The 16,524-nt window shown below is 43.4% G+C and carries 15 protein-coding genes and 1 rRNA gene; 11 read left to right on the top strand and 5 right to left on the bottom strand.

What is annotated here, in order from left to right; translation table 11 throughout:
* Positions 1–104 precede the first annotated feature (104 nt).
* From rrf to ACRD6K_RS05440, 7 genes are all read left to right on the top strand, one after another.
* Positions 105–215: ribosomal RNA gene (rrf, locus tag ACRD6K_RS05470) — 5S ribosomal RNA — on the top strand.
* A gap of 102 nt (positions 216–317) precedes the next feature.
* Positions 318–1,880 carry an O-antigen ligase family protein gene (locus ACRD6K_RS05465; protein WP_430972403.1) on the top strand — a complete coding sequence of 521 codons (1,563 nt, stop codon included), beginning with the start codon at positions 318–320 and terminating at the stop codon, positions 1,878–1,880.
* A gap of 159 nt (positions 1,881–2,039) precedes the next feature.
* Positions 2,040–2,753 carry a superoxide dismutase gene (locus tag ACRD6K_RS05460; RefSeq protein ID WP_430972402.1) on the top strand — a complete coding sequence of 238 codons (714 nt, stop codon included), beginning with the start codon at positions 2,040–2,042 and terminating at the stop codon, positions 2,751–2,753.
* Positions 2,754–2,809: 56 nt separating this feature from the next.
* A complete protein-coding gene (locus ACRD6K_RS05455; RefSeq protein ID WP_430972400.1) occupies positions 2,810–3,580 on the top strand; it encodes a Rossmann-like and DUF2520 domain-containing protein in 771 nt (256 codons plus the stop codon).
* A 4-nt stretch (positions 3,581–3,584) separates the two neighbouring features.
* Positions 3,585–4,115: a KdsC family phosphatase gene (locus tag ACRD6K_RS05450; protein WP_430972399.1), complete on the top strand. Its 531-nt coding sequence runs from the start codon at positions 3,585–3,587 to the stop codon at positions 4,113–4,115.
* A complete protein-coding gene (locus ACRD6K_RS05445) occupies positions 4,115–4,696 on the top strand; it encodes a Maf family nucleotide pyrophosphatase (protein WP_430972398.1) in 582 nt (193 codons plus the stop codon). Before ACRD6K_RS05450 ends, ACRD6K_RS05445 begins: the two co-directional genes overlap by 1 nt.
* Before the next feature lie 85 nt (positions 4,697–4,781).
* Complete coding sequence (locus ACRD6K_RS05440; protein ID WP_430972397.1) at positions 4,782–6,929, top strand: S46 family peptidase; 2,148 nt, start codon at positions 4,782–4,784, stop codon at positions 6,927–6,929.
* A 118-nt stretch (positions 6,930–7,047) separates the two neighbouring features.
* Here ACRD6K_RS05440 and ACRD6K_RS05435 read toward each other — a convergent pair whose 3' ends face one another.
* Together ACRD6K_RS05435 and ACRD6K_RS05430 are read right to left on the bottom strand one after the other, a co-directional pair.
* On the bottom strand, positions 7,048–8,031 hold the full coding sequence (locus tag ACRD6K_RS05435; RefSeq protein ID WP_430972396.1) for a hypothetical protein: 984 nt from the start codon (positions 8,029–8,031) through the stop codon (positions 7,048–7,050).
* Positions 8,032–8,124: 93 nt separating this feature from the next.
* The gene (locus tag ACRD6K_RS05430) at positions 8,125–8,913 is read right to left on the bottom strand and encodes a hypothetical protein (protein ID WP_430972395.1); all 789 of its coding nucleotides are present in this window, start codon (positions 8,911–8,913) and stop codon (positions 8,125–8,127) included.
* A 178-nt stretch (positions 8,914–9,091) separates the two neighbouring features.
* Here ACRD6K_RS05430 and ACRD6K_RS05425 point away from each other — a divergent pair, with 178 nt between their 5' ends.
* From ACRD6K_RS05425 to hutH, 4 genes are all read left to right on the top strand, one after another.
* On the top strand, positions 9,092–11,152 hold the full coding sequence (locus ACRD6K_RS05425; protein ID WP_430972394.1) for an acetate--CoA ligase family protein: 2,061 nt from the start codon (positions 9,092–9,094) through the stop codon (positions 11,150–11,152).
* A gap of 91 nt (positions 11,153–11,243) precedes the next feature.
* Positions 11,244–11,600, top strand: a complete 357-nt coding sequence (locus tag ACRD6K_RS05420) for a DUF4870 domain-containing protein (protein WP_299584203.1) — start codon at positions 11,244–11,246, stop codon at positions 11,598–11,600.
* Positions 11,601–11,689: 89 nt separating this feature from the next.
* Positions 11,690–13,054: a histidine--tRNA ligase gene (gene hisS / locus ACRD6K_RS05415; protein ID WP_430972393.1), complete on the top strand. Its 1,365-nt coding sequence runs from the start codon at positions 11,690–11,692 to the stop codon at positions 13,052–13,054.
* 163 nt (positions 13,055–13,217) lie between these two features.
* Positions 13,218–14,714 (top strand): histidine ammonia-lyase, encoded by a 1,497-nt coding sequence (gene hutH / locus ACRD6K_RS05410; protein WP_430972392.1) that lies wholly within the window; start codon positions 13,218–13,220, stop codon positions 14,712–14,714.
* Positions 14,715–14,747: 33 nt separating this feature from the next.
* Here hutH and ACRD6K_RS05405 read toward each other — a convergent pair whose 3' ends face one another.
* The 3 genes from ACRD6K_RS05405 to ACRD6K_RS05395 are packed head-to-tail and all read right to left on the bottom strand — an operon-like array spanning position 14,748 to position 16,295.
* Entirely contained in the window at positions 14,748–15,212 is a 465-nt protein-coding gene (locus ACRD6K_RS05405) for a hypothetical protein (protein ID WP_430972391.1), read from the bottom strand.
* A 19-nt stretch (positions 15,213–15,231) separates the two neighbouring features.
* Positions 15,232–15,693, bottom strand: a complete 462-nt coding sequence (locus ACRD6K_RS05400; protein WP_430972390.1) for a hypothetical protein — start codon at positions 15,691–15,693, stop codon at positions 15,232–15,234.
* 56 nt (positions 15,694–15,749) lie between these two features.
* On the bottom strand, positions 15,750–16,295 hold the full coding sequence (locus ACRD6K_RS05395; protein ID WP_430972389.1) for an RNA polymerase sigma factor: 546 nt from the start codon (positions 16,293–16,295) through the stop codon (positions 15,750–15,752).
* Positions 16,296–16,524 lie beyond the last annotated feature (229 nt).

Genomic DNA, 16,524 nt, shown 5'->3' with positions numbered 1-16,524 from the left:
TTTTAAGGTTTTAGGTTAATTTACATTTTTTCCCGGTATGTTAAACGTATTTAAGTGTTGAGTACGCTTCAAGATTAGATTGAAGTAGTAAGCAAAGCAAGAATTTAGGTGATTATTGCGGCGGGGTCCCACCTCTTCCCATTCCGAACAGAGAAGTTAAGCCCGCCAGCGCCGATGGTACTGCAGAAATGTGGGAGAGTAGGTCGTCGCCTTTCTTTTTAAACCCGTTGTTCCTCGGAGCAACGGGTTTTTTATTTTAAGGAGGTTGGATAATTTTTAGGGCAATCAAACTTAAGTTTTATACTTTTGGTACCTGAATGATTCAATTGAAAGATATCAACTGGTTTTACGGAGTGCTTGCACTTTTTGTGGTCGCATTACCCTTTTCCGAGGCACTTATCTCCATTGCTGGTGTCTTATTGTTGCTGGTTTCTTTTTGGTCACGAGAAAATGGTTCTGTCGCAAAGCGATTCAGTCAAAATAAATCCTTACTTTTTTTCAGCAGTATTTACCTGGTTTATCTTATCGGAAGCTTCTTTTCCACCGATTCGAAGTGGGCTTTTTACGATTTGCAAAAGAATATTGCTTACCTGATCATTCCTTTAGCTTTTATAAACGGGTGTTCCATTAAATTGAGGCAGTTGAACAACCTGTTAAGGCTTTTTGTTGGCGCGGTTTCTGCTTCGGCCTTAATAACTGTCGTTAACTTTTACTTACAAGATGAGTTGTCTGTGCTAAAGGCGCAGGAGTTTGGTTTCATTCATCATATTCGTTTCAGTTTTCAAGTGGTATTTGCCATGGTTATCATCTCGGTTTTTCTTTACCGGCATTGGTCAATGTTTAAGAGAGGTTTAAAACTTGCCGCTATCAGTTTAATTATATCTCTGTTGCTTTTCTTGGTGTGGCACCAATCTTTTACGGGCTTACTTACTTTTATGGGAACAGCTATCGTTGGCTTGTTTATAGTGATTGCTGAAATGAAGACGCGATTGGTTCGTTTTCTGGCCTTGGCTTCAGTTGTCCTGATCTTGCTAATTCCGTTCGGCTATATGTATTATGCGGTTGACCGGTTTTATACGGTTGATTTGGTTAACTATGCTGAACTGGATAGCCTGACTGCACAAGGAAACCCTTATCGGCATGATTTCGATGACCAGCAGTTGGAGAATGGACACTATGTTGGCCTGTATTGGAATGAACAGGAGATGCAGGAAGCCTGGGATGCTCGTGCTCGGTTGAAATATGGAGAGAAAGATGTGAATGGCTACGAGGTCAAGTACACCTTGGTTCGGTATTTAACTTCTAAAAATCTGCGCAAGGATGCTGCAGGGGTGACTTCGCTTAGCAAAAAGGATATTGAGAACATAGAAGCCGGAGTGAGTAATTATCTTTTGGCCAAACGGGGATTGTCCCTTTATCCCAGAGTGTATACCAGCATTTGGGAGTTGGATACGTATTTTAAAACGGGTTATGCCGATCATAAATCATTGGCACAGCGCATGGAATATACCAAAGCTGCATTGACTATTATTAAGGATCATTTTTGGCTTGGAGTGGGAACCGGAAACTGGAAAGAAGCCTACCATACGGCCTACCTTGAGAATAAAGCGCAGATGGATCCTGATCGTTTTGCGGATGCACACAACCAATACTTGAATTATATGGTGAAGTTTGGACTTATCGGATGTCTTTGGATTTTATTCGCAATTGCCTATCCGGTAATTTGGACTGGAACCTATCGAAATCCGTTCTTTCTTTTATTTCTGATTAGTATGGCTATTGCAAACTTTGGCGACTCCAATTTTGAAACGCACGTTGGAAGTAGCTTCTTTGCCTTTTTCTATTGTCTTTTTATTCGAGGGGTAAACAACGAACAATAACGAAATAGCTTTTGCTTGATGATGTCCATGCTTTGTGCCTAAAGTATTCGATCACTGCTTGTTTCTTTTCAATTTTAATTTAGCAGAAAGCTTCATATTAAAATGAAAACATTCTTTTCTTTCTGCTGTTATGTTTAAAAAAAGTAGAAAAAAGAACGTATGGAAAGAAGAAATTTTATCAATCTAGTTGGAAAAATGGCCGTGGCAGCCCCCATTATCGGTTCAGGTTTGGTGGCTTGCGGTAGTGAAAGTAAAAAAGAAGTTTTCAGCGGACATCAGTTTCCTGATCTTCCTTATGCTTACGATGCCCTTGAACCAAACATTGATGCACAAACCATGGAGTTGCATTACGACAAGCATCACCGAGGCTATTTTGCTAAGTTCATGAAAGCCATTGAAGGCACAAAACTGGAGCAAACACCAATGCCATCAATTTTTGCAAAAATTGATCAACACGGTGAGGCTGTCCGGAACAATGGTGGTGGCTTTTACAATCACCAACTCTTTTGGGAAAACATGAGTCCGAACAAAACAACCATGGATAATCAGCTTAAGGCTGCCATCGAGGCTGACTTTGGCTCGGTTGAAGCATTTAAAGAGCAATTTGAAGGAGCGGCAAAAACGCAGTTTGGAAGTGGATGGGCCTGGCTTTCATTGGGCGCCAATGGTAAATTATTTGTTTCCTCCACAGCCAATCAGGATAACCCCTTGATGAATGTAGTGGAAAAACAAGGTACACCGCTATTGGCTCTTGACGTTTGGGAACATGCCTATTACTTAAATTATCAAAATCGCCGGGGCGACTATGTCGGGAACTTCTGGAATATCATTAATTGGGACGAGGTGGGCAGACGCTACCAAAACTCCTTATAATAACCGGTTTTTAGCCGGTTTTTTTGTTACTTTGATAATTCAGAATTGAAGTAACTATGATTAGAAATATAAGTTTGGTAGGAGCCGGAAACTTAGCCACCCAACTGGGTAAAGCACTAAAACAGGCCGGACTCCATATAAACCAGGTCTATAGCCGAACCCAAAGTTCAGCCCAAACCTTAGCCACTGTTTTAGATTGTCGGTACACCATCGATTTGGCTCAGCTGGAAGAGACAGATTTAATTATTGTTTCAGTAAAAGATGATGCATTGGAACAGGTTTTGGACCAGCTCAGACACCACGCCTGGGTGGTACATACTGCTGGAAGTGTTCCGATGAAATTGCTGGCTTCTTATGTTGGCGAGTACGGTGTTTTTTATCCCCTTCAAACATTTTCTAAAAAGCGGGATGTCGACTTTACAAGTATCCCGATTTGTTTGGAAGCCAGCACTGCGACATTTTATGACGAGCTGCATAAACTGGCTGGTCGTTTATCAGAAACGGTACGATCCATTAATTCCGAAGAACGGAAAGTTCTGCATTTGGCAGCTGTTTTCACCTGTAACTTTGTGAATCATTTTTATCATCTGGGGGACAGTCTTTTAGAAGAAAGGGGAATGGATTTTGAATTATTGCAACCCTTGATTCTTGAAACAGCCCTAAAAGTAAAAGACTTGAAGCCCAGCGATGCGCAAACTGGCCCAGCTGTGAGGTTTGATGAAACAATCATCAATAAACACCTGCAATTATTGGCTGACAAGCCCGAATTACAGAAAATCTATAGCTTTGTCTCTGAAAGCATTTATAAAACTAAAAATAGCAACTAATACCATGGTGTTTTTTAAAGATAAACTGAAGCAAGTTAAAGCACTTATTTTTGATATTGATGGCGTGCTATCGTTGGATACCATGCCCCTGAACGAGCAAGGAGTTCCTGTTCGGACGGCTAACGTAAAGGATGGCTATGCCATTCGAAATGCATTGAACATGGGGTACCAGGTGGGAATCATAACCGGAGGAAATCTGGAATTGGTTCAAACACGTTACGAGAACCTCGGAGTGGAGCACATCTACATGGGCGTGCGCGACAAAATGAAATGCCTCCATGATTTTATTGAAAAAACAGGTGTTACCATGGAAGACGTGCTCTACATGGGCGATGACCTGGTCGATTACGAGGTCATGCAAGCCGTTGGTGTGGCTGTTTGTCCCTTGGATGCTGTCAGCGAAATAAAGGAAATTTCTTCTTATATTTCGGATAAGAAAGGGGGAGAAGGCTGTGCCCGTGATATCATCGAACAGGTAATGAAGGCACAAGATACCTGGATTAACGAACATTCATATTTTTGGAGATCAACCTAATGGTACTACAAAATTTAGAAAATTATCGGCTGGTATTGGCTTCAAAGTCGCCTCGGCGTAAGCATTTGCTGGAAGAACTCGGTCTTAATTTTGAAGTTCATGTTTCAGATGTAAAGGAGTATTTTCCGCCGGAGCTGGGAATGACCGCTATTCCCGAGTATTTGGCCGAGCTGAAGGCAACTGCCGTGCGCAAACAATTGGGCGATAATTGCCTGGTTATTGCTGCCGACACCATTGTCTGGAAAGATGAGGAAGTCCTTGGAAAACCGGCAACAAAACAGGAAGCCATTGACCTGCTCAAGCATTTATCCGGAAGCCAACACCAGGTAATTACCGGGGTTAATATTCAATCGGCCAATCGAAAATATTCGTTTCATGCGGTAACCGAAGTTTGGTTTGATGAACTGGCCGATGATGAAATTGAATACTATATTGAGCGTTGCCAACCCTATGATAAAGCAGGTGGATACGGAATTCAGGAGTGGATTGGTTTTGTTGGCGTCAATAAAATTGAAGGTTCCTTCTTCAATGTAATGGGACTTCCGGTTCATAAAGTATATCAGTTCCTGAAGAAATTCTAGGGCGCAAGTTCCTTGCTTATCGATAACCAACACCACAATTCCAAAGCGTGTTGCTGAATTTGTATTGCAGAAAAATTACCTATAAATGAAAAAATTAATTCTTTTTGTTTTTGTGTCAATGCTTTGTTTTTCAAGCATGGCAAAAGAGGGAATGTGGGTTCCCACCTTACTGGAAAAATATACCATCGAAGAAATGCAGCAGATGGGCTTTCGCCTGAGTGCTGAAGACGTGTATAGTGTTAATCAGAATAGTTTGAAAGATGCCGTGGTCATTTTCGGAAGAGGATGTACCGGCGAAATGATTTCCGATAAAGGCTTGCTGCTGACCAATCATCATTGTGGTTATTCGGCCATTCAGTCGCATAGCTCGGTAGAGCAGGATTACCTGTCCAATGGTTTTTGGGCCATGTCGCAGGAAGAGGAACTGGCTAACCCGGGATTGACTGCCAAATTCTTGGACCGGATGGAAGATGTGTCTGATTCTGTATTCGCAGGGACTGAACAGTTGGAAGGCGATTCCTTGCAAGCCAAATTGGATTACAATATCCGTCGGATTCAGCAACAGGCATCGGAAGAGGGGAAGTATGAAGCCATTGTTAAACCTTTGTATTTCGGCAACCAGTACTTTTTATATGTGTATCAGGTTTTCACTGATGTGCGCCTGGTGGGGGCTCCGCCATCGGCTATTGGGAAGTTTGGTGGTGACACCGACAACTGGATGTGGCCCCGTCACACCGGCGATTTTTCCATATTTCGCGTGTACGCCAATGCCAATAACGAGCCGGCTCCTTATTCGGAAGATAATGTACCCTACAAACCCAAAAACTGGTTGCCAATTTCAATGAACGGAGTTCATCCGGACGATTTCATGATGTTGATGGGCTATCCGGGAACCACGCAGCAGTACCTGCCTTCGCAAGCGGTGGATATGATAATCAACCAGAGTAACCCGGATCGGATCAAAATCCGAACTGCTATTTTGGATATCTTTTCAAAGCATATGGAACAGGATCCGAAAGTACGCATTCAATATGCGTCGAAGTATGCAAGCACCAGTAACTCATGGAAACGCTGGAAAGGGGAAATTCGCGGGTTGAACCGACTGAATGCCATCATGGTAAAGGAAGCTTACGAAGCTGACTTTGAGGTTTGGTATATGCAGAACGATACCTTGGAAGAAGCTTACGCTTCGGTGTTGCCTCAGTTTGAACAGTTGTATATCAACTTGCAGCCTTATGAAAAGGCGAATAATTATTATCAGGAAATTGTTTTTAAAGGAATTGATATTTTCAAACTGGCAGAAAATTTCCCCCGCAATGATAAAGGCTGGAATAGACTGGACGGAGAAAAGCAGGGACTTGTTCGGAAAGCGCTGGATCAGAAAATGACGGACTATTTTGATGATTATGACCTGGGCACCGATCAGGAACTTTTCACCGAATTGCTTCGGCTTTTGCGAGCTGACCTGGATCAAAGCTTTTTGCCAAAGGAGTTTACCGACTTGCTGGCGAAGTACAATGACGAGAAACTGATTCGTAAAGTGTATCAGAAATCCGTTTTAGCTGATGCTTCCAAGTTAAAGGAGATTGTAGCTGAATTTGATTCCAAAGCCATTGATAAACTGCAAAAGGATCCGGTGATAAAATTGTACAACGGCTTGCGTCAGCATTATCAGCAAAATATTGAGCGTGTTTATCAAGATATTAAAAGCAACATAGCCCGTGTGCAAAAACAATACATGAAGGGCATTATGGCCATGGAAAAAAATGCACAACTCTATCCCGATGCGAATTTTACCATGCGTGTCGCCTATGGTAAGGTTGAAGGGTACCAACCGCGTGATGGTGTTGAATATTCTCATCACACAACTTTACAGGGAATAATGGAAAAATACCAACTTGGAAATCCTGACTATATAGAGGTTGAAAAGCTGAAAACACTTTACGAAACGGCTGATTTTGGCGAATACGGAGAGGATGGGCAAATGCCTGTAGCTTATACAGCCTCTATTCATTCAACGGGTGGAAATTCCGGAAGCCCGGCCATTAATGCCAAAGGACAATTGGTTGGATTGAATTTTGACCGTTGCTGGGAAGGCACCATGAGCGACATCATGTTTGATCCGGATCAGTGCCGCAACATTATGGTCGACATTCGCTACGTTTTGTTTATCGTTGATAAGTTTGCCGGGGCAGGTTATTTGCTGGACGAAATGGATTTGATCCGCGAATAACTTAAGTCTATAAAAAAGTATGGAGGAGATGGTCTTTTCGAAGGCCATCTCTTTTTTTTTTGAAAAAAGGATTCAGCTCGAAATAATATTCCGGTTTACACGATGCGTGCTTGAAGGATTAATTACCAAAGCGGTAAATGAGTGACAGCTGTTGTGATTGATCCAGGTCGTTTCCGTCAAGCAGATGCAACGACAGGTTGAAGCGGCCTTCCACATGCTCGCTGGAAATGAAACGCCAAATAAAATCGGTTCGCCAGTAGCTGTCAGCATCGTAAAACCGATCACCATTCATTACCCGGTGTCCAGCGCCCACATGCAGGGTAGAGCGTAAGGCCAACTGTTTCACTTCGCCATACAACTCGGCCAACAAGCTGCTGGAATTTTCATAGCCATCAGAAACATGGCGCTCTCGATGCTTGGAGTGAAGTAAACCCATTTTCAGGTAGGAATTGTGAATGGGGAGCAGCTGATCAAGGTCGGAACCCACAAAAAAAGCAGCCGCCAGGTTGTCGTGAATATTTTCCCCTTCCGGACGCAGGCTGGTGCCGGCATAATGAAAGAGGGTAATGTAATTCTGAAAGAAAAGATGTTGTTGACGCATTTCGCCCGAGAAACCGGCCATAAAAGTTTCACGCTGACTGACGGTTTGGTGTCCGGTCCAGTCTACAAAGGCACTCTGATGGCCCCAGTCCCAGTTGTATTTACCGTACAAGCCTTCAATATTGGGGCGGTAGTACAAAAAGGTGTCGGTAATTAAGGCCAACGGAAAATCAATCAGTCCCATGCGGGGGAAAGCCCCGAAGTAAAATTCTTTTTGCTCATCCGAATAATGATAATACGCTGTCAGCTTCGGTTTCTGATCCGCAATTTCACTGCCAAATTCAAACAAATGACTCAGGCCGATTCGGAATTCATGCACGCCATCGATGGTTGTGCCAACGGCAAAACTGCTTCGTTCTCCAAGGATGGTTTGCGAGTTTGCTACTCCGCTAAAATATTCCCGGTTATCGCCAATTCCGTGAAATAAAACATCATATTCAAATTTTTGAGCAAAACTACCAAAGGCAGTAAACAGAAGAGTAATGACAAGGATTACACGCATGATTCTAAAGAATTGAATGGTTGATTTGACCCGTTTTCAGGTCGTTCTACAAAGGAATAATAAAATTTTGAATTATAGGAACTCCAACAGGCATCAATCACACAGAATATACATGTCGCGTTTGGCGTTGATGCACAGCACAGGAAGGTGCCCCGCCTTTTTCAGAATTTTTGTTTCCGGAAGCCCGATAAGAAGATCAATCAGGCTGATGTTTTTACTCGATGGTATGATTAGTAAGTCATACTTTTCCTTGTGGCATTGTTCAAGTGCGCGGTGTGGAAGCCCAAAACTGTTTTTTGGGGTGCTGGTTTGTTGAAAATCAATCAGCAGTTTGGTATATAGTTGGGTGATAAACTTTAAGTTTTTGCCGATCATTTTAGCATGATCTTTCGGCTTTTCAGTCGCACCTAAAATGGTGACATCCGCTTGGTTGAATCTTCCAAAATAGCTGGCCCACAGTGAGGTGTCTTTCATTACTTTCCGAAAATCAATAGGCAGCATCACTTTTTTGTAGCGAAGTGATTCGGGAGTGTGTCCCTGCACAAATAAAAACGGAATCTGGCTGATCTGTAAAGCCTTGAGTTTGCCTTTCAGCTTTTCGGAGGTCAACACCAGCATCACGCCATCGTATTGTTCAGCAACACGGTCAATGCAGTTGGCCAGGTCTCCTTTCAGAGTCAAACTGGACATGGGAATGGTGGACACATCTTTTTTCAAACGGTGAATAATGGTGGTTAAGGCCTTTTGCACTGCCAGTTTATCGGCTTTGCCCTTTTCCTGTAAGGGGTGAAACAAGCACAACTCTTTTCGAAAAATACCGGCTATCCGCAATCCATGGACGATTGCGTCATTCATCGACTCGGAGAAGTCGCAGTGAACCATGATTCTTTGTTCGGTGATGTTTCCCATTGCTAATGGCAAAACTATTCAAAAAAAAGAACTTGTAAAATGCCATTTCCTGCAGCCCGTCTTTTTTGCGGATTATTTTCTGCTTCATCCTGAATAATATCAGGAGCTAAGTGCAGGGAATTCGTATTTTTGATAAAAATAAACTGAAAATATGCTGACACGAGAACTCATCTGGCCGAAAAGCATTGCTGTTATTGGCGCTTCAAACGATGTGGCTAAGCCCGGAGGAAAACTGCTCAAAAACCTGATCGATAATAATTTTGATGGTGACTTGTATGTCGTCAACCCCAAAACAGACTTGGTTCAGGGGCTAAAAGCTTTTCGGTCGGTTGCCGAACTGCCACCGGTTGAAACGGCCGTGCTGGCTGTGCCGGCCAAACTATGTCCGGACATCTGTTTGCAGCTGTGTCGCGACAAGAACACCAAGGGCATCATCATTATTTCAGCTGGATTTAGTGAGGAAAGCGAAGCCGGTAAAAAGCTGGAACAGGAAATTGTGGAGATTGTCAATCACTATGGTGCCTCCTTAATTGGGCCAAACTGCATCGGAATTATCACTCCGGCTCATGCCAGTGTGTTCACCACGCCAGTTCCCAAACTCGACCAGATGGGCTGCGACTTTATTTCGAGTTCGGGCGCTACTGCGGTATTCATTATGGAATCGGGTATTCCCAAAGGCCTTCATTTTGCCAGTGTTTTTTCTGTGGGCAACTCCGCCCAGGTAGGAGTTGAAGATGTGCTGGAGTTTATGGACGATGTGTTTGACCCAAAAACCAGTACACGTGTCAAATTACTTTATATTGAAAGCATCCAGAATCCGGATAAGCTGTTGAAGCACGCGTCTTCGCTCATCAAAAAAGGCTGTAAAATTGCGGCGATAAAAGCCGGAAGCAGCGATGCCGGAAGTCGTGCAGCATCGTCACATACCGGAGCTATGGCTAGTTCAGACTTGGCGGTAGAGGCGCTTTTCCGAAAAGCGGGAATTGTGCGTTGTTACGGCCGCGAAGAGTTGACCACTATAGGTTGCGTATTTATGTGTAAAGAAATGAAAGGCAAACGCATGGCGATTATTACCCATGCCGGCGGCCCGGCAGTGATGCTGACAGATGCGCTTGAAGCCGGCGGTCTTAAGATTCCGCAGATTCAGGATTCGCCGGCCAAGGAGAAGCTGAAAGAAGAGTTATTCCCTGGCTCTTCGGTTGAAAATCCTATTGATTTTCTGGCAACCGGCAATGCGGAACAGCTGGGGGCAATTATTGATGCCTGCGACAATGATTTCAGAGAGGTGGATGGTATGGCTGTTATTTACGGAAGCCCCGGTTTGTTCCCGGTTGGCGACGTGTATGAGGTGCTCAATAAAAAAATGCATACGTGCAAAAAACCGATTTATCCCATCTTACCTTCAGTAATTAACGTTAGCGATGATGTGGCGTATTTTTTATCCGAAGGCAATGTCAACTTCCCGGACGAGGTTTTGTTGGGACGTGCTTTGGCTAAAGTAGCCAATACGCCCAAACCGCATACCGATGAGATTTTCCTGGATGGTGTGGATATACCCGAAATTCGTCGGATTATTGATCAGGCCGATAATGGCTACCAGCCGCCCGAAATGGTTCACCGGTTGTTTGATGCAGCTGGCATTCCACGTGTAAAAGAGTTGGTGGTTGGCACACCGGAGGAAGCGATAGAAGCCGCTGCAGAACTTGGCTGGCCTTTGGTGATGAAGGTGATTGGGCCGGTGCATAAAAGCGATGTGCGGGGAGTGGTGCTTAATGTGCACGACCAGGAAACGGTGCTGCATGAGTTTAACCGTTTGATGAATATTCCGGAAACCGAGGCCGTGTTGATGGCTGAAATGGCCTCTGGCATCGAACTGTTTGTTGGTGCCAAGTACGAAGATCGTTTTGGACATATTGTTCTTTGCGGCATGGGAGGCACCATGGTGGAAGTGCTGAAAGATGTGACTTCCGGCTTGGCTCCATTGGGGATATGCGAGGCTTCTTCGATGATTAAAAACCTGAAGTCGTATAAAATCATTAAAGGTTACCGCGGGCAGGAAGGCGCTGATCAGCGGAAGTTTGCCGAAATTATAGTTCGCTTATCCAGCATGCTTCGTTTTGCTGTGGAGATAAAAGAAATGGACATTAACCCCTTATTGGGAAAAGGCGATAAAATACTGGCCGTGGATGCCCGGATCCGAATCGAAAAGTAATTTTCAGTATTCGTGTCATTTGAGTTTGAAGAATTTGTTTCTTTTTTTGAATTAAGCGCGTGCTTCTCTATCTTGTAGAAAAAAATAAATTATGCATAGAATAATTGATGATCGTGACGAGCGCATGTGGGGAATGCTTTGTCATGTTGCTGCTTTTGCCGGCTTTATAATCCCTGTGGCAGGTAACATTATCGGACCTCTTCTTGTTTATTTACTGAAAAAGGACCAGTATGATTTTGTGGAAGATCAGGGAAAAGAGTCCTTAAACTTTCAGATTACCGTTACCATTCTGGGAGTTATTGCCGGAATGTTGATATTTATCGGCATCGGTATTTTGCTATTGGCCATTATCGGTGTTGCAGCTATGGTATTTACCATTATTGCTGCTCTAAAAGCGAATGAGGGCGAATTCTATCGTTATCCCTGGTCTATTCGTTTTTTGAAGTAAAAAAGAAAAAGTATTGAAAAAAGCCGGATCAATTCCGGCTTTTCTTGTTTTTAGTTACTTTTGCAGTTCGAAATTTAGAAAAACAGATTATGGCTCAGAAACCTTCAATTCCAAAAGGAACACGCGACTTTTCACTGGTAGAGATGGCTCGCCGGAATTATATTTTCGACACGGTTAAGGAAATTTTTCAACGTTACGGTTTTCAACCCATTGAGACGCCGGCTATGGAAAACCTTTCAACCTTGATGGGGAAATATGGAGAAGAAGGGGATAAGCTGCTGTTTAAAATTCTGAATTCAGGCGATTTTATTTCCAAAGTTTCTGAAGATGAGTTGCAGGAACGGAACAGCGTTCGGTTGACCAACAAAATTTCGGAAAAAGGTTTACGTTATGACCTAACGGTTCCTTTTGCCCGCTATGTGGTGCAACACCGCAACGAAATTTCTTTTCCTTTCAAGCGTTACCAAATACAACCGGTTTGGCGTGCCGATCGTCCTCAGAAAGGGCGTTACCGCGAGTTTTACCAGTGCGATGTGGATATGATTGGCAGCACCTCACTGCTTAATGAGCTGGAGTTGGTGCAAATCATCAACGATGTGTTTAATCAGTTGAACATTATTACGGTGGTGAAAATCAACAACCGGAAGATTTTGGCCGGTATTGCTGAAACCATTGGCGAAGCTGATCGCATAATCGACATCACGGTTGCCATCGACAAGCTTGATAAAATTGGCCTTGAAAAAGTAAACCAGGAATTGCTGGACAAAGGAGTGTCGCAGGAAGCTGTGGATAAGTTGCAGCCCATTCTTCAATTGAGTGGAAGCAATGCCGAAAAACTCGATCAGATTGAAGCAGTGATTGGTGGCTCAACCGTGGGGAAAAAAGGCGTGGAAGAAATGCGCACACTGTTTGCTTACCTCTCCGGATTTGAGTTAACCACTGAAGTTGAGCTGGACTTAACGCTGGCCCGCGGATTGAACTATTACACCGGAGCAATTTTCGAAGTAAAAGCAAAGGATGTTCAAATAGGCAGCATTTGTGGTGGTGGTCGCTACGATGACCTGACGGGGATCTTTGGAATGCCGGATGTATCAGGTGTTGGTATATCGTTTGGCGCCGATCGCATCTATGATGTGATGACTCAGCTGGAGCTGTTCCCGGATGAAGCCGTTGCTTCAACCAAGGTGTTGTTTGTCAATTTTGGTGAAAAGGAAGAAGCTTACTGTTTACCTATTTTAGCTCGTTTGCGTGCTAATAAGGTGAATGCGGAGATTTACCCGGAAGCTGCCAAAATGAAGAAGCAAATGACTTGGGCCGATCGGAAGCAAGTCGCTTTTGTAGTGATGGTTGGAGAAGAAGAAATTAAGCAAGGAAAACTAACATTGAAAAACATGAAATCGGGCGATCAGCAATTGGTAAGCCCCGAAGAACTGATAAAAATCCTTTCTGAGTAGTTTGAATTTGACGTTCTTGCTTGTATGCAGACAAGCAAAACCAGACCAATTGGGCGTAATGACCGGCCGGTAAAGGCCATTGGCAGCGACATACGTTGCCCCTGAACGGGACTCTTCTTTTTAAATTGAACAACGAATTGTTGAATGATTAAAATAAAAAAAGATGGAGTCTAATTGTCATTATATTACCCCGGAGCCTTTAAGTTTCCAGATTATTGAAGAAATTCTGGAAGAAAAGAAAAAGCTGATTCTTTCTGAGGAATCAGTTGCGTTAATTCAAAAATCAAAAGCTTTTCTGGATCAGAAACTGGCTCAAAGCGAAGATCCGATTTATGGCATCAATACCGGTTTTGGAGCCTTGTGCGATATCAAGGTTTCCAAGGCTGAACTGAGCAAACTGCAGGAAAACCTGGTGGTTTCGCATGCCTGTAATATTGGAACCGAAGTTCCGCAGGATGTTGTTCGCCTGATGTTGCTTTTGAAAGCACATGCCCTGGCCAAAGGGAATTCAGCGGTGCAGCTTAAAACGGTACAGCGCATCCTGGATCTATTTAATGAAGCTATTTTACCCGAAGTATTTGAGCAAGGCTCGCTTGGAGCCAGTGGCGACCTGGCTCCTCTGGCCATGCTGTTTTTGCCTTTGTTGGGACTGGGAACAGTCAATTATCAAGGCAGAAAAGTAAAATCGGCTGAAGTGTTGGAAGCAATGGGCTGGGAGCCAATCCGGCTGGAAGCCAAAGAGGGCTTGGCCTTATTGAACGGAACCCAGTTTATGAGTGCTCATGGGGTGTACACCTTGCTAAAAGCTTTTAAAGTTGTAAAATATGCCGATGTAATTGGGGCCATTTCCCTGGATAGTTTTGATGGGCTGATTGAGCCATTTATGGCGCAGGTGCAACAAATTCGGCCACATGCCGGACAGATTGATACGGCAGAAAATTTCCGAAAGTTGCTTGAAGGCAGCGAGCTGATCAACCGGAAAAAGGACCATGTGCAGGATCCTTATTCATTTCGGTGCATTCCGCAAGTGCATGGCGCGGTAAAGGATGCTGTGGAGTATGTATCGCGAGTGGTTGAAATTGAGATCAACTCGGTCACTGATAATCCCACGGTATTTCCGGACGATGATCTGATCATTAGCGGAGGAAACTTTCATGGCGAACCGCTGGCACTCTCGCTCGACTTTTTGGCCATTGCCATGGCTGAGTTGGCCAGCATCTCAGAACGACGAACCTACCGGCTGATTTCAGGAGAACGGGGCTTGCCCGAATTTTTGGTAGCCAATCCCGGATTGAATTCCGGTTTTATGATTCCGCAATATGCAGCAGCTTCCATTGTTAGTCAAAACAAACAGCTGTGTACACCGGCTTCGGTCGATTCCATTCCTTCGTCCAACGAACAGGAAGACCATGTGAGTATGGGAGGAAATGCAGCCACAAAAGTGTTGAAAGTAACTGATAATGTCTTGAAAGTATTGGCAATCGAATTGTACAATGGGGCACAGGCTATGGAATTCCGACGGCCGCTTAAAACCTCTGACTACCTGGCCGGATTTTTGGAAGAGTATCGGCAACATGTCTCCTTTGTACGCGAGGATACATTGATGTATGAAGGAATTAATGAAACAATTGCTTTCCTGGAGAAGGGGAAATTTGCATAAAAAAAAGAGGCCGAATTTTCGGCCTCTTTTAGGTTATCGTTTTTCACCGCGTTGTTTTTGTCGGTATTCACGAAGCATGTGCGACCGGAAATCATTTTCCATGTCGTAAAATTTAACCACTTTTCTGGGAGGTAGAGCTTTAAAGAATTTTTCGTTGTATTCTTTCATCAGGTCTGCTTCCTTTTGAAACAAGTTGATAAAATCATTCGAAATTTTTTTGAGCTGTTCTTCGTTTAAGCCTTCCAGTTCGTCCATGGTATGTCTTTCCATATGTCTTCGTTTCATATGAATCTCGAAACGTTTTTCTTCGAACTCATTGTAAACCGGCCAGAATTTTTGAGCCTCTTCTGGTGTTAACTCCAGTTTTGTGGTCAGGAATGCAATCTTCTCTGCTCTTATTTTTTGCATCCAGTCATCATTGCGTTTAATATCTGGCTGTGCTGCTACGTAGCTTGCTGTCAGGAGAAGGACTCCCAGAAATAAAATAAGTTTTTTCATCTTATTCATGTTTTTACTTTCAATTGTTTAAAGAAGCAAAGATTTCCGTTTCGTTCATTTCTGTCGATAAATAATCCAAAAGTTCTTCTGCGTCAACTTCCTCCTGAACTTCCTCTTCGTCTCCAAATAAGTCATAAAGAGAGTTTGTTGAGGCAGAAAAATAAGAAAATAACAGTTCATCTTCGGATAAGGTATTGGGTTTTTCCACCGATTCCTGGGATGTTTTTGCCAAATAGGAAGGCAGGAAAACACTCAGCGGGTAATAAACCAGCATAAAGATCAGGGCAAAACTGGCCGCCATGGCTAAAACAGGTTTGAGCATGCGAATGAGTTTGCCTTGGGATGAAACTTGTTCTGTTTCCTTGGCAATTCTCGCTTCTATGCGATCTTCCAACGAGTCAAAATAACCTTCCGGCACCTTAAAAGGTGGTTTGGAGGGTGGATTTTGCAATTCAGTCCATATGTCTTTCTTTTCTTTCATCGTTGCTTTGACTCTTTGTATTAAAAAAAGTTTAATGACTTTTGATTTTTTAGGTTCTACTCTTCTGATTTTAAGTAGTCTTCAATTTTTTTAACGGCATGGTGATAGGATGCTTTGAGCGCTCCGGCCGATGTTTCAAGAATCTTTTCCATGTCCTGGTATTTGATGTCATCATAGTAGCGCATGTTAAAAACCAGTCTTTGCTTGTTGGGCAGGCGGGCAATGGCTTTTTGCAAGCGGTACTGAATGTCATCGCCATCAAAATAGGGATCTGTTTCCAGGTTCTCCAGGATATAGGTGTTGGTTTCCTCGTGGCTGATAAAAGCCCGCTTCTTTTTTTGCGAAATAAAGGACAGCGATTCGTTGGTGGCAATTCGAAACAACCAGGTAAATAAACCCGATTCTTCGCGAAATCCTTCAATGTTGCGCCAAACTTTAACGAAGGTGTTTTGCAAAACATCATCGGCATCGTCATGACTCAGCACAATCTTACGGATATGCCAGTACAGCCGTTCTTTGTAACGGGACACTAAAGCACGGAAAGCTGCCTGCTTGGTACTTTCGTCTTTTAGTTCAGCTATAATTTGCTGGTCGCTTTTCATGAATTCGCCGGATGATTTTATACGATAGATTCGTTTTGTTCTTAAAAGTTTAATGCAGCGTCGCAATTTAGCAGCGCATGTTGGTTTTTTGTTGATGAAAAAAGGCCTCACACAAGAGGGCGATTCACGGCAGTGCTGCTCTCAACCCGTTAATTCAGACAGCATTGTTAAATTATTCTGCCGCTCAAAGTCTGGATGTCCAAAAATAGTCAAAAAGGATTAACTTTGC

Source organism: Sunxiuqinia rutila, from assembly GCF_050589705.1.
GTDB lineage: Bacteria > Bacteroidota > Bacteroidia > Bacteroidales > Prolixibacteraceae > Sunxiuqinia > Sunxiuqinia rutila.
This window is presented reverse-complemented; position numbering and strand designations above follow the sequence as displayed.